At 52.2% G+C, this 13,418-nt stretch carries 14 protein-coding genes; 6 read left to right on the plus strand and 8 right to left on the minus strand.

Annotation, left to right across the window (positions count from 1 at the left end; translation table 11 throughout):
• Window positions 1-29: 29 nt before the first annotated feature.
• Entirely contained in the window at window positions 30-932 is a 903-nt protein-coding gene (locus tag KSS96_RS24905; RefSeq protein WP_146477824.1) for a DUF4747 family protein, read from the minus strand.
• A 342-nt stretch (window positions 933-1,274) separates the two neighbouring features.
• Between KSS96_RS24905 and KSS96_RS24910 the strand changes: the two genes are divergently transcribed.
• Window positions 1,275-2,780, plus strand: coding sequence for a translin family protein (locus KSS96_RS24910; protein WP_217855422.1), 1,506 nt, complete (start codon window positions 1,275-1,277; stop codon window positions 2,778-2,780).
• Window positions 2,781-3,666: 886 nt separating this feature from the next.
• Window positions 3,667-4,422 (plus strand): hypothetical protein, encoded by a 756-nt coding sequence (locus KSS96_RS24915; protein ID WP_054044287.1) that lies wholly within the window; start codon window positions 3,667-3,669, stop codon window positions 4,420-4,422.
• 321 nt (window positions 4,423-4,743) lie between these two features.
• On the opposite strand, the gene KSS96_RS24920 is transcribed toward KSS96_RS24915, so the two are convergent.
• The 5 genes from KSS96_RS24920 to KSS96_RS24940 form a co-directional block, all read right to left on the minus strand.
• On the minus strand, window positions 4,744-5,280 hold the full coding sequence (locus KSS96_RS24920; RefSeq protein ID WP_217855423.1) for a hypothetical protein: 537 nt from the start codon (window positions 5,278-5,280) through the stop codon (window positions 4,744-4,746).
• On the minus strand, window positions 5,273-6,445 hold the full coding sequence (locus KSS96_RS24925) for a DUF3800 domain-containing protein (RefSeq protein WP_217855424.1): 1,173 nt from the start codon (window positions 6,443-6,445) through the stop codon (window positions 5,273-5,275). The genes KSS96_RS24920 and KSS96_RS24925 overlap by 8 nt, the downstream gene beginning before the upstream one ends.
• A gap of 61 nt (window positions 6,446-6,506) precedes the next feature.
• Window positions 6,507-6,875 carry a hypothetical protein gene (locus KSS96_RS24930; RefSeq protein ID WP_217855425.1) on the minus strand — a complete coding sequence of 123 codons (369 nt, stop codon included), beginning with the start codon at window positions 6,873-6,875 and terminating at the stop codon, window positions 6,507-6,509.
• Between the two features lie 624 nt (window positions 6,876-7,499).
• Window positions 7,500-8,780, minus strand: a complete 1,281-nt coding sequence (umuC, locus tag KSS96_RS24935) for a translesion error-prone DNA polymerase V subunit UmuC (RefSeq protein WP_186754754.1) — start codon at window positions 8,778-8,780, stop codon at window positions 7,500-7,502.
• Entirely contained in the window at window positions 8,767-9,198 is a 432-nt protein-coding gene (locus KSS96_RS24940; RefSeq protein ID WP_186754756.1) for a LexA family protein, read from the minus strand. The genes umuC and KSS96_RS24940 overlap by 14 nt, the downstream gene beginning before the upstream one ends.
• Window positions 9,199-9,297: 99 nt before the next feature.
• Here KSS96_RS24940 and KSS96_RS24945 point away from each other — a divergent pair, with 99 nt between their 5' ends.
• Window positions 9,298-10,008: an SOS response-associated peptidase family protein gene (locus KSS96_RS24945; protein ID WP_186754758.1), complete on the plus strand. Its 711-nt coding sequence runs from the start codon at window positions 9,298-9,300 to the stop codon at window positions 10,006-10,008.
• Window positions 10,009-10,082: 74 nt separating this feature from the next.
• Here the strand turns inward: KSS96_RS24945 and KSS96_RS24950 are convergent, their stop codons facing one another.
• On the minus strand, window positions 10,083-10,427 hold the full coding sequence (locus KSS96_RS24950; RefSeq protein WP_186754760.1) for a hypothetical protein: 345 nt from the start codon (window positions 10,425-10,427) through the stop codon (window positions 10,083-10,085).
• 467 nt (window positions 10,428-10,894) lie between these two features.
• Between KSS96_RS24950 and KSS96_RS24955 the strand changes: the two genes are divergently transcribed.
• On the plus strand, window positions 10,895-11,356 hold the full coding sequence (locus tag KSS96_RS24955; protein WP_186754762.1) for a 3'-5' exonuclease family protein: 462 nt from the start codon (window positions 10,895-10,897) through the stop codon (window positions 11,354-11,356).
• Between the two features lie 407 nt (window positions 11,357-11,763).
• Here the strand turns inward: KSS96_RS24955 and KSS96_RS24960 are convergent, their stop codons facing one another.
• Window positions 11,764-12,255: a transcriptional regulator gene (locus KSS96_RS24960; RefSeq protein ID WP_186754764.1), complete on the minus strand. Its 492-nt coding sequence runs from the start codon at window positions 12,253-12,255 to the stop codon at window positions 11,764-11,766.
• A 225-nt stretch (window positions 12,256-12,480) separates the two neighbouring features.
• Here KSS96_RS24960 and KSS96_RS24965 point away from each other — a divergent pair, with 225 nt between their 5' ends.
• Window positions 12,481-12,873: a DUF6957 family protein gene (locus tag KSS96_RS24965; protein WP_217855426.1), complete on the plus strand. Its 393-nt coding sequence runs from the start codon at window positions 12,481-12,483 to the stop codon at window positions 12,871-12,873.
• Window positions 12,874-12,915: 42 nt separating this feature from the next.
• Window positions 12,916-13,362, plus strand: coding sequence for a hypothetical protein (locus KSS96_RS24970; protein ID WP_186701144.1), 447 nt, complete (start codon window positions 12,916-12,918; stop codon window positions 13,360-13,362).
• Window positions 13,363-13,418 lie beyond the last annotated feature (56 nt).

Here is a 13,418-nt window from a genome sequence, read left to right on the forward strand (position 1 = left end):
CGCCGACTACAGGTATCTTGACTAGGAATCTATATATCATCCCCTTCTCCTTCAGCAGCCCGGCCTAGCTGACGCAAAGCCTGCATTATCCGCAATCTAATTTGGGCAGGCTGCTCATTCTTCTTCGCTCTCACCTGAATCTTTAAAGGATACTTGGATGATGTATATCGATGCAGCCGCCCCCCAGCCTCCAAAATATAGGACAAGGATGTTTTACCGTAATGCACCGAAGCCTCTACCATTTCCTTCAAGAAGTCTGGCAACGAAGGCATTGCAGAGTCTTTAGATTCAGTTGATGCTTCGACCCTTAGGTGATGTACGTTTTTATTTTTCAGCTCTTGAAGTTGCTTACCTAGACGGTGACCATTAGGGAAGGTTAGGGTCGTACTAACAGCCTTGAAGCCCTCCGCGTTCCTCAGAACGCTCTCAAGCTCTGTCGGATCGGACACCAAGTTTATTTTCAGGACGTGCCTAGGGAAAACTTCAAGAGCAAATTTTGAAAAGATTTCCTCTAGCGCTTCGTTGCAGACTGAAGGCTTAGGTAGGCGTCCACCCGACTCTGAAATTGCCATCCTGTGACTTTCGTAGTCAAATACATAGTCGAATGAAACCCGATTGGCGACAGGGAACGTTCCTTTGGCGGCTTGGAAAAGGGTCGTATTGGAATACAAATCCTCTACCGAATCGCTTTTGTGATACTTGATCCATTCACCATACGCAATCACATCATCACATATAGTGCTCCGTGGCGCGAAGTACGTATCCGACGCTAAGACATAGGACATATCTGTAAGCTTTTTCTTTTTAAATGCCTGTACGGTTCTTTCATGCAAAGCTTCAAAAAGCTTCTTATACCCTTCAACACCAACCTCTTTAGTGCTTTTGGTGTTAGCAGGCAGCAACTGAATATTATAAACGATGAAAGAAGCCATACTCTCGTCCTTGTCAGTGATTTCATAGTGCCATCCTAACAGAGCGCCTTAGCCTGGCCAAGGCCGCTCCAAACCAACGCATGTCATTGTAGCCGCCCTCCATGAGCAAAGGATCGGACGACGACGGCTCTCCCTTATCACACTGCTCCTCAGGTCTAGCACCCTCCTTGGAGATTACTGCAAGCCAACCAATACCAAAGGCAGAGCGTCTTCACTATCGAATTACCCCTAGTCATAGTGCCCAATGTGCCCATCGGGCCGGACAGGTGGGCTGCAGCTCAAACTCAAAAAATATGGCATTATGCCATCTCGTGAATCTGTCGATACTTAATGGAGTGAGATGTGGATAAGGAACTTTTCCGTCACATGTTTGAAGATGAAGTTAAAGCCAAATTCGGTGATGACGCCTCATTTGCTTCGTATGAATACGTTCACCACCGCAAATTTCGAGAGCTTCGGGTGGACGGGAGAATGCTGGGAGGCCGCCCTGAGAGCGTAAGCCAGCTATACGTTATTGTTAACGACCTGATAACTGATAAAGAAAGAGAAATAATATTTCCCGGAGCTTTTGACCTTGGGAATTTCAAGCAGCTTCCCGAGAGTATCCAAACTTACAAGGCACTTGAAGATGAAATCCGTAGCGAAAGCAAGATCGAGGCCCACGACAGGCTAAAAAAAATAAAGTCAATGGCCTTGCCTATCCTCGGCAGAAGTTTTTCCGAGTTCTTCTCGGAGGACAAGACAAAAACACTCAAAGTGCTTAAGACGCTGTACCGATTCCAGACCGAGCATAACAAGATCTTCACTCTTCTAGCACCTCCAAGAATCAGTAAGAAGCCGTCTTATGAAATACGTGACTGCTATGGAATCGAAGGTGCCACGGAAGAAGTTTTGCTAATATCCGACCTCAAAAGCCATGCTAGTTTCGAGATACCGCGTGAGCGAATTGCCTCCATTAACGACACGTATGGGAGGATGCGAGGCCTGCTGGACAACGTAGACTGGAAGCTTTCTCAGGAAGCCAGTTTGGAGTGTGGAGGAAATTTGCAGCGGTTCATGCACGTCATCAACCACTTGGCAACCCGTATACAGGGTGTACTGCATGTCGAGGATCAAGAGCCCGTTCGGCTGCCAATAGATGAACAGCTATATACCTACTTGATCAGGATGGAGCTTGACCATCACACAGAAGGCAATCTACAGCTCCTCAATAAAATTACAGAGCACGAGCCTCCTTTTGGCGAAGCACGGTGCTTGATTGCTGAGTTGGCACACTACATAAAGCTTCCACTCTCCACACCTCAGCATATGTTGATCGATGCAGAAACCTGTGAATCTCAGTTCAGAGACAACGCAGATAAGTTCAAGTGGTTCTATTCCAACCTTCTAGACCGAGAGATCGATAACGACATATTCGAAAAAGCCCTACCGCTATTTGGTAAGCTTTGCAAAGTTCTCAACTTCGCTGAATTCAAGAAAGACATCAGCATGGCCTTGGCCCTCGGAGCTATGGCTTTGGTGTTGTCCGAACTTCAGAAGAGCATCCCTTACAAGCCCTACTGGTATGGGAGGGGCAATATTTCTGGGGGGCTGCAAGAATATCTGAAAGCTGTTCGGTTTGAGCATTGGAACCTTGATACTCCCGAGGGATCCCATCGCTATTGGACAGGACGAGTTGATTACTTCTCCTACGCCATGCTTGGCCAAGGAGATGTGTTCAAGGGCCGCGTACATTTGAGCAACACGATCAATCAGTCATTCATAAAAATTCTTGATACCCAAGATCTGGAGCTCATTGAGAAAAAGCTTGCGCTTTTCGAAGCGACCTTCGGCAGTGTCGAGCAGTAAAACGCAGGAAAAGAACCCGCCTGAGTTGCCTCAGGCGGGTGGCTGGTTAAGGATTGTGACGGTCGTAATAGTCTAGTACCGCAAGGCCCGCTCGGAGCACTCGAGATACATCAACCACCAGACGCCAAACAGATCGAATGAAGTTCTTCATTCTGCTCACCGTTTACTCGGCGTTCACCCTGCACAACCGTCGCTGCCATGTACAGGATCGCTGTCATCCAAGGACGACACTTCGAACGCAGTGGCCTCCAGGCCGACGCCGGAACTCCTTCCGGGGCTTCCCCAAACCCACGGGGAAGGCGAACGGTGTGGGTCGCTCAGAACCCTACCGTCCAAGCGGTGAACCGCAGCTGCACATCCCTGCGCAATTGGACGGTGAAATGTGCCCCCACAGCTTTCACCGGACAGGCCATGCGAGATGGCGTCTGTCTGGATGCGATTCTGAAGACTAACCACAAAGGCCTATAGGGGGACTAAAATAAATCCATATAGATCAATTAGTTAAGAATAAAACCACCCACCAGGAAGCTGACGACTATCGAGCTGAATACCAGCGCTGGTGACACTGCGAGACCTCACACGCAGGCGCCTGGAGCATGCAACACGACTACAGCCCAGTGCCCGAAGATGTTCAATTCCTAGCTGTAGGGGGTGCAGGTGAACGTAATGCCACCCACATCTTTCGGGAGCGTCGGAAGCTGCCCTTCCATCCAGTTAGCATCAAGGCTGACCCTCACCCCGATTTTGATGACGCCGTAATGGGATTCCAAGGCGGTCAAGCCATTGTCATGTGCCCGTCAGTAGGACTGGCATCTCGGGTTCCAGCTTGACCTGCTGCAGGGCAAATTACACACTCGTGGCTCCCCCTTCTGCTGTGATGGAAAACATGCTTCGACTGGTTGGCAGCTCCCTCGATATCACATCAGCCATCAACGACTTCAGGCTGTCCTACCACCAGGACTTCTCAAACGTGCAATCGTTTGCATATCGATATCTCAATGCGCCGTCGGGCCGCGCAAATGCAGCACTACTCGCCCAGGCGTTATCGATAGCGTTACGCAACTGGGGCGCTTGCAGACGGAGAAGCCCAATTCTTCGCCCCGTCCCGCAAATCGTAAGTGCTCTGAAGGACAAGCGGCTTCATGAGCGCCTACTCAAACTGAGCCAGCAAAGCCTTGCGGCATTCAGCCTCAATCTGCAGGAGCATCGTCTCCTGAACAGCGATGCACCACTCAATGATGTTGGAGCCTTCGACCAGGAAATTCTGGGGATCCTGAATACGCTGGCGGATGTGCTGTTTTTCAACAACACCAGCATCACTTATCCCATGAAAGCCCTGCTTCTCATCACCGGGCTGATTCCTGCACTGGATAGCCAGGTAAGGGGTGGGCTAGCTCGAGCGGGGAAAGCGGGCTTCACGGGACAGCAACTCCTGCCGAGGAACGTACAGCAAGCAGCAGGCCGTCGAATCTGCGAGCTACCGTTTTATCTGGGGCACTGCTGGAACCTAAACCGGGAAGTATTCGAGGAGGGGATTCTGACGAGCAACCACAAGGGACTAGAAGACACCCCAGGCAGGGTTTTCGACATCCTGCTGTTCATGCAGAACCAAGCTAGCCGGAATCAAATCCTCGCCCTTTAAATGGAGCGTGAATGGCCATAACAGCCATGCCTTCCACTACTCCAATTAAGACTGAAGGGTTGGGTAGTCGGTGTTCCACCTGCGGTCAGCTTCATTGAGTGGGCATCAGTAATGTTCAAGACCACCGGCACCCTAGTCGGCAATTGAAGGATGTTCAGCATGTTGTCCCGTACAGTGGCAGCAATTGTCACTGGTTGCCGCAATCCATCCCTCATCCCAATGTACCCAAATAGGGCCATTAAGCCTAAAAATGATGGTTAATGTGCCTTATTGGGGACATTAAATATGTATCTCAGAGCAACATACCACTAGCGCTCGATTCTAGGAGGGAAGTAGATTCTCTGATTCGCTGGCCTCATGGCGAGCCCAGCGCAAGGTAGCTATCGACATGAATTGCCTAATCGCCAGAGCTCCCCGTTCATTTCTGGCTTTCGACCCTGGCAGGGTCAGCGCTGCCTCTACTTTGGCACGACTCGCTTCGTACATTGCAAATGCGTTGAACTCAGAATCAAGCAGCACTAAGAGCACAATATCGAAGGGCTGTCGTAGATCAATTGCGCCCATACGGCCCGTAATCTTTAGCGGGTTCAGGATACAGCGGCCCTTGATCTGGATTCTCGCGACGCCATCTTCCAGCGTCTCTGTAGCGTCGTAACCTGCCTGCCTTGCAGGATGTAGTAACAGGCCGAGTCGAGTAGCAGCTTCGTACTCTGCGACCTCGCCTGTCACGCCCAGCGGCTTGCCGGTCAAGCGATAGTATCTACGCGCAAGTACCTTGGCTTCTTTCAAGATCTCTAGGATTTCATCCTGGATCAATGCAGCCTGCTGAGGTTCGTTGCCATGACTGAGTTCAGTCATCTGCAAACGCCTCGAGCGCAGTGAGCAGCTTGGCAAGCTCAGCCAGGTTGGCTGCCGTCACGATGTCATATTCTCCTCGACTACTTAGCCGATATACCTCTCGAGCCTTTTTGACCCGTTCCAGTAGGGGAACAACAATGCCTGACGCTCTTTCAAGAAACTCGTTTATGTCTGCCCGTGTTTGAGGGATCTTGTAGCCTTTGGCCGCGCTTGTGATGATGACGTCCGCATCCCGAAGCTTGGCAATGCCACTGGATCGGATTCTCTGGCCGTTGACCTCTCCCAATCCGCTGTCCTTTAAATGGGCCATGATCTCCGTAGTCAGCACGTAATCCTTGGTGACGAATTCGCTTTGAAATCTTAAGAACCGCAGGATGCTCAATTGCAGGCGCTCATCCTCATCAGGGTGCTCACCAGCCCGCTCGCTAAAACGATCAGCCTGGCGGAGAGCTTCTTGGTGTACCTGGTAGTCTGCATACCTAGATTCATCTGTCGGCGGTGGCAGAAGAGACTGGTACTTGGATGGCCACTCAAGCATTCCAAGAGTCAGGCTGCGTAGGATCTTTTTGTAGGCAAGAACGGCTTCTTCCGATGCTTTACCTTCGTAGATCTGAGCGACTGAGCCCGCAAAAAAATCTGCAACCTGAACCAAAACGTTGTCCTTACTGGCCATCGTCTGGAAGGCATCCTTATCGCCAAATAAGTCGTCCACGAATCGTTCTGCAACGTAGCTCTTGAGGCTCTCCTGAAATTCCTGGCCACCATGCTCGTCTACGATCATCTGGAGGTCAGGGTATGCGCGGAATAAACGTTCATAGAGCAACCCGTTCACGTATTTTATGAACGAGGTCTTGATACGGAGGCCGCCGTCTTTGTGAATTCGGGACTTATCAACGACGGTGAAATAGAGCTTGAATGGCAGCTCGGCTAGCTCGTTGAGGATTCGGGCACGGCGATCTGAATCTTTTGGCTTCAGATTGCTGGATTTGATCTCGCCTGTTTGAAAATGACGCATGCGGAGTGCTTCAGCTTGGGCATAAGCAGCTTCCAGGTCTTTCTCTGCCACCAGAATGGAGCACACGATGAAGAAGCCCGAGCTTCCTCCCTTTGACGTATCAAGGTCGGAATTCCCGGACTCATCCACGAAGGCATAGGTTCTGTCCATGAGCTTGCTCCATCAACAACGTACTGAGCGCGGTGGGTCGCACAATGGCAAGGTGGCGAACTTAGTTCGTCGCAGTGGTCGTGCCCGGAGCGGGGCCTTCGCTGAAGGTGTAGTTGATGACCACGTCATTGCGGATCAGGACATCAAGCGTTTTCTGTGTGCCAGTAGTCGTCACCTTCATGGTGACCACGTAGCTTTGGGCGTGGGCTGAGCCATTGGTGTAGGTGTAGATCCACTTCTCATCAGTCTCGCTGACTGCGCTTTTGGCGTAGGGCTCACCAAACAGTGACCTCAACTCAGTAGTCGTGGTTTTGCCTTTGGTGATGCTCGCTACACTGGCCGACGGAAAGTCTCGTCCTGCGGTGTAGTGGGACGTAGCGCATCCGCCTAGTGCGACAGAGATACCCATTACTGCGATGAGCTTTTTCATATCCTTCCTTGATCGTAGAAAGCTCCAAATCTAGCTGGCATTGGGGCCAAAAGCCACTATCCCTGCGGATCGACTTTCAACAGCATCGTTCAGAAACCGGCCACTCTAGCCGCCGGTTGTCTGGACGCTCGCACTAATGATGCAGCGCAATGTCACAATGATGTCATGTGGGAGGCAGCGAAGCCTCCCCACCCCTCCCATAATATGCGTGACACCATGCCTACGACCGACGATTTCCGATTCAACGCCCATCACCTCCTGCTAGATCTGGATGCAGCTACAAGTCACCTAATGATGCTTGTAGTGTCACGTGAGGTGACAGGCAGCCGTTGGGATGACGCTGTGTCTCGTCATAAGCAAGCGTATACAGCGTGGGCCTCCATCCTCACGGGAATTCAAATCGATCCAATGCCTGCCCTTGATGGTCGACCGGTAGAAGGGAGCAGCTCTGCCGCTGAGTAGCATGCAAGGGTTGAAGATCTTCAGAAGTCTCGATCCGTGTGTCCTTCCCGAGTCGAAACAGCCTTTTTTTGGCAAGAATCGTCATGAGCTCTCCGCTTCTAGCCGAAAACAGCCGTTCAAGACGGTTGGTTTTTTAGGCGGTAGATGCTCATCGCGTCTTTGCTACTTGGCTCTCACTGTCCACAACTGGTCTAGCTTCGTCGTGTAACTCTGGCTCATAAGCTCCCGACGCATCGCCCATCCAGGTGCTGTAGGCACGCTGGCTAAACGCAGCACTCCCTTTCCCCAGCGAACGTTAATCTCATCCAGCACACCCATCACCTTGTCTGCCAACGCCGGTTGGGATTGCGCGAACAGGTCATCAGTGAATTCGCCGGGCTGTCGCAGATCCATCAGCAGAACCTCCGCCTTGCTGTATTTGTAGCCCGGACGGAAGATGCGATTGACCGCTTCAGTTGCAGCCTTCGTCATGAGTCGCACGTCGTTTGTTGGGTACGGCAATTCCACCAAGGCGCCATTCGCATATTTCGCTTCCTGGGGATTGAACATGCCGGTTCTAATACTCACGCGGATCTTCTTGCATAGCGAGTTTTGTGCTCGGAGCTTTTCCGCCGCGCGTTGCGTGTAGGTAGCGACAGCTTCCTTTATGGGCTCAATCTCGGTGAGCCGCGTGCCGAACATCCTGCTACAGCAAATCTCCCGCTTGGGAGGATCAGCCTCACCCAACTCGAGACTTGGGGTGCCGGCGAGTTCGCGAGCGGTTTTCTCGACCACCACACTGAATTTTTGGCGAAGCATCCACGGGTCGGCTTTTGCCAAGTCCATCGCGGTCTTGATGCCCATGACTTCCAGGTGAGCTTTCATACGCTTGCCAATGCCCCAGACCTCGCCGACATCGGTATTGCGCAGCGTCCAGTCCCGTTTGAACGGGTCGCAAAGATCGACCACACCGCCGGTGATATCTAACAGTCGCTTGGCGGTATGGTTTGCGAGCTTCGCCAGCGTCTTGGTGTGGGCAATACCCACACCGACTGGGATCCCGGTGCACTTGAAAAGAGTGGAGCGCATACGGCGCCCAAAAGCAGATAGATCACCTGGGACGCCAGTGAGGTCGGCAAACGCTTCATCGATGCTGTAGACCTCGAGCGCTGGCACCATCGATTCGATAATCGTCATGACGCGTTCGCTCATGTCGCCGTACAGGCTGTAATTACTGCTGAAGGCCACGATTCCATGCCGGCGTAGATGGTCTTTGATCTGGAAGTATGGCTCGCCCATTTTCACGAAAGGCTTCGCGTCGTAGCTGCGCGCAATCACACAGCCGTCGTTGTTGGACAGCACCACGATAGGCGTCTTGGCGAGGTCAGGTCTGAAAACGCGCTCGCAGCTCGCGTAAAACGAGTTGCAGTCGATCAGGGCGAAGACAGGCTCACGTATTGTCATGATCGCGGACGCTGTACTTCACGACACCCCAGATCACAAGCTCATCACCTTCCATGACATGTCTCGCCGGATATTTTGGGTTCTCCGACAAAAGCATCACGGCGTTCTCGCGCAGAAGCAGGCGCTTGCAGAACGGTTCCGAATTCAACGCGGCTATGACGATATCGCCACTGACCGCATCAATGCTCCGATCAACCACCACCAGATCCCCTGAGTAAATCCCGGCGCCCTGCATACTGTCCCCATCGATCCTTACCAAGTACACGTGCGGTGCACGGATATCGAACAGCTCATCGAGGGAAATGTGTTTCTCAATGTGGTCAGCAGCTGGCGAAGGGAACCCCGCAGGCACCTTGGAAGAATAAAGAGGCAGTTTCTTACCGCCAGGTGCGAGTGGGCCGAGGATGGTGATGCTCATGATGCAAGCCTTAGAGTGGTGAGCTGTACATATATACAGTTAACGATTTGCTTTGCTTGCGGTCAATCTCATAGGCACGACAATTCGACGGGTGACAGCATGTGCGGACGATACTCAATCTACGAGTCGATGGATCACTACCTCAAGGTGCTAGCCCCGAAGCGGCTGGTGATCAATGGCTATGACCTCTGGCCCGTCGACCGATACAACGTCGCGCCATCGACGCGAGTGGAAATCATCCGGCCCGTTCTGGAAGGTTTAAGTGTTAACAAGGTCAAATGGGGATGGGCGCCTTTCTGGGCGAAGGGGAAGCGTCCAGACCCGATCAACGCGAGAGTCGAGACCGTCATCACCGGCAGGTTTTTCAATCAGCTTTGGCCAAACGGTCGTGTGCTTGCCCCGGCGAACGGCTGGTTTGAATGGGTTAAAGACCCCGATGATGCAAAGAAGAAGCAGCCCTACTTCATCACCTTGAAAGAGCAGATTCCAATGTTCTTCGCAGGGTTGGCCGAGGTGCACGAAAGCCTGGAGCCGGATGATCGCGATGGTTTCGTCATCATCACAGCTGCGAGTGACCAGGGCATGGTCGATATCCATGATCGCAAGCCTCTGGTCTTGTCACCTGAGCACGCTCGTGAATGGATTGATCCCGACACTCCACCTGAACGAGCACGCGAGTTAGCGATGGAGCATTGCCGGCCAGCAACAGACTTTCATTGGTACAAGGTTGGTAAGGATGTCGGAAATGTTCGAAACCAGGGCCCGCATCTGATTGAGCCGCTTTCCTTGGCCTCGGATGCCGATGATTGAGCGCAGATGCGACAACCTTGTCTTGAAGGAGCGTCACGCTCTGCTTAGGCACGCGGACACCTATCTAAATTAGCTCACCCCATTTTTTTTATCGGTTTAACCGAGACCACTTCCACGTACTTGTACTTCTGTCTGGCAGCCTTCACAGCATCTTGCTCAGCCAGCAACGAGCTCAACGTGTCGGCGTCCTGGATGAGCTCGTGCATCTCCCCCTCGTATTCGTTTCCAACCCGAAGCGTGACCCTGATCCTAGGCGTAAACGCTTTCGCCGCTTTTTTCGTAGCTATAGGCGCCGCTATCGCCTTTGTGAATACGACTTCTGTCACAGGCTCCGGTACTGGAGAGGCAGGCACCTCTCCGGGTTTAGCCGTACCAAACAAGGCGCGGCGCATCTCTTCTTCAGTTAAATCAGCTTTCATAAATCGTCTCTATAGAACAGCAATTAGCTCAACAAGTTGTTCGGGAAGGCTTAAGCCAAGAAGAGCTGTGGAGCAGGAGGAGATTTCAAATACCTAGGTCAATTTCGAGACAAGAACCCCTCCAGGCTCGGGAAAGTTGCCCCTTCGGCAGTCGCGTAATGAGCCCGTCTGCTAGGTCACTGGCGTGCCGGGAGTACAGTGTTACGGTGTCCGGAACCGGTGTCCGACCCGCAACGAATGCACCCACTCGCTCTTGGGCAATTTTCAGTATATTCAGGACTTCTTGGCTCATCTCTTTGGTGGACAGGTATTCCACGACTGGCTTGGGCGGAGGCGCAGCTTGACTCCACATTTCTATGACCACCTTGAGGAGCCCGTCCGAGCCAAAATGCTTGAGGGCCATTTCCCACAGCTCACCTTCCTGCACCATATCCAGGCGAGGCCTAGTCATAACGGAGTTCTGTCAAATGAGGCTCTTTCTTGATTGCGAGTTCACCCGGCTCTCAGCTACAGCGAAGCTAATATCACTCGCACTGGTAGCTGAGAATGGACGCGAATTCTACGTGGAATTGCTCGACACATGGCGAGAGGAAGATTGCAGCGACTTCGTCGTAGAGATCGTTCTTCCGCAGCTCTGGGGCAGTGACAATGCACAACCCATTATTGGGGCAAGAACTGCCCTGCTCGATTTCCTAGCGTCGTTCGACGAAGTTCTAGAAATTGTCACAGACGCACCACAGTTCGACTGGGAGCTTTTCTGCGAACTTGCATATAACGACGGTAAATGGCCAGGGAACGTTCGGAATTACCCCACCGACGCAACCACTCTGGATGCTACAAGTGACGGGGTTCCGCTTCCGCATCACGCTCTCCTCGATGCCCGTATCATCGCTGGCATGTTCACCAACAGCAATCGAAAGAAAGAGTGACTCTGAGAAGGGCAGTCAATCAGTAGTCTGTATGGGCCAATCGCCTGGAGCGAAATATGAAATGGAAAGCGCGCACGACCAAGCAAGTCGCCGAATTGATTTGTGGCGACAACACGAAAGGTTATTTCCTCTACCTTATCCGTGCGTGCAGCAGAGGCAACCGTCATTATTCGCTCAGCTTAATGTGCCCGGATAGGGCCATTGAGCCCAAAAATGATGGTTAATGTGCCGTATTGGGGACATTAGCTCGCACCTCATACGGAGAAGTGCTTTGCATCCGGCTTCAAGACGGCAGTTGATTCTCTGAGTCGCTAGGCTCATGCCTAGCCCAGTGCAACGTAGCTACCGCAGCCCTCCACAGCAGCCCTTCCTGTGACATTTTTAGCAGGGAGCTGGTCATTGAAAAATCACTCGGAATTAATTCGCTCAGACGTGGTTGTTTTCAGATATCTGCGGACAGTGGATCTCGACAGATCCAGCCTCTCTGCGATTTCGGACACCGCTACTCCGGCACTGCGGAGGCGATCCGCTTCAGCCGCTTTTTGCGCCGCATCGGATCGGACGGGTCGACCAGGCGCCGGCTTTCCGTCTCGTGCCATTGACTTCATTTCCTGGTCAACGCTTTCTTTTTTAATTCTGTTCAGCTGTTTGGAAATGCGTTTAAGGCCCTCCCCGAACGGCTCATTAGATTGCAGGGATGTTGCCATGAGAATCAGCGAGGCCGGTTCAACTTCCATTATCGCTGCAAGACGAATGAGCACATCAATCGTGATATTCACCTCGCCACGCTCTATCCGTCCCCAGTAGGAACGGTCAATCGTGATCAGGTTTTCCTGCGTAAAACCCTTTCTTCTACGCAGTGCTCGTACCACTACAGCTAGGGCTTCTGCGGCCTCCATGACATTTCCCCAAGCAAATCGAGGATGAGGCCATATTGCGAAGCACCATAACACGGACTATCATCCTCATTATGGTGCTCCTAGCGCTTTCAGGTTGGCTTCCCTTGATCTGATTGACGTCTCCAACCCCACACAGCTGGCGCGCGGAGAGGTTCCTACGAGGGGCGAGCGCAGACAAACGGGATTGAATTGTCAATTTCCGGGTAATTAATTGAGGTGAACCCTATGGCTAGCGTCCAAGAGCCCGATTTTATGAAAGGGCCTAGAACGTCCCTAGAGGGCCTGACAGGTACTTCCGAAGCTCGAGCTTTAGCAGTCGAACGATTGCCTAAAAAGCCTTACTGCCTAGTTCGCGACTGGACAATATTTCGCATTGAAGTCACCCGTGACGAGCTCTTCAAATGCAATGCAGCGGGCCAGCTCCCGATGATCCTGTTTGCCCATAACGTGACAGAGGACAGTCAAGGCCGTTTCGAAAGGGGCGACTGGGTTCGTTCAAGCATGTGCACCGGTTTCCACGATGGTGTTGTGTTCGAAACCAGAAACACGATTTACGTGTTGATCGGCCCAGGTTATGAACAGCTCGCAAGCCTGAAAGACGTTTTCTCCCTCTTCTAACCTGCGCTCTGTATTGGAGCCCCTTCAGGCCAAGGACATACGATGTTTAGAACACACGACAGCGACATGCTGGGCCTACCGGGCATGTTCGGTGAGGGTCAATACCAATGGCATCAGGTATCCAAAGTGCTTCGTAATCACTGGTATCACGTAACTGTCCAGGCCATGTACGAGGACAGAATTTCAGAGGCGGTTCTGATGATCGACAGCGAACCACAGCTTCAGCAACTGCTGATTGCCCAGGACGCGGAGACGATCATCACAGAGGTGCAAGTAGTCACACCTGCTCACATGAATGGCACGGGAGTTTGGCGGATGGAGAAACTGACCAAAGTGACGCTTGGTGAAGACCAAAACGAGTGTGTTGTGTGCCTGCTGGAGGTCGAGACAGGCTCCGAATATCACAGCTCACACCAGCCTGGCTTCAGTTGCGATGCTCTGAGCAACCTTCGTCCGATCTATCACGCAAACATGATTCGATCAGCCTGAAATTTACCAGGATTCTTGCACGCTACCAGTGCGGATGGTTCCGTGTGGAATTCCTG

Origin of the sequence: Pseudomonas asgharzadehiana (assembly GCF_019139815.1) — a bacterium.
GTDB classification, from domain to species: domain Bacteria; phylum Pseudomonadota; class Gammaproteobacteria; order Pseudomonadales; family Pseudomonadaceae; genus Aquipseudomonas; species Aquipseudomonas asgharzadehiana.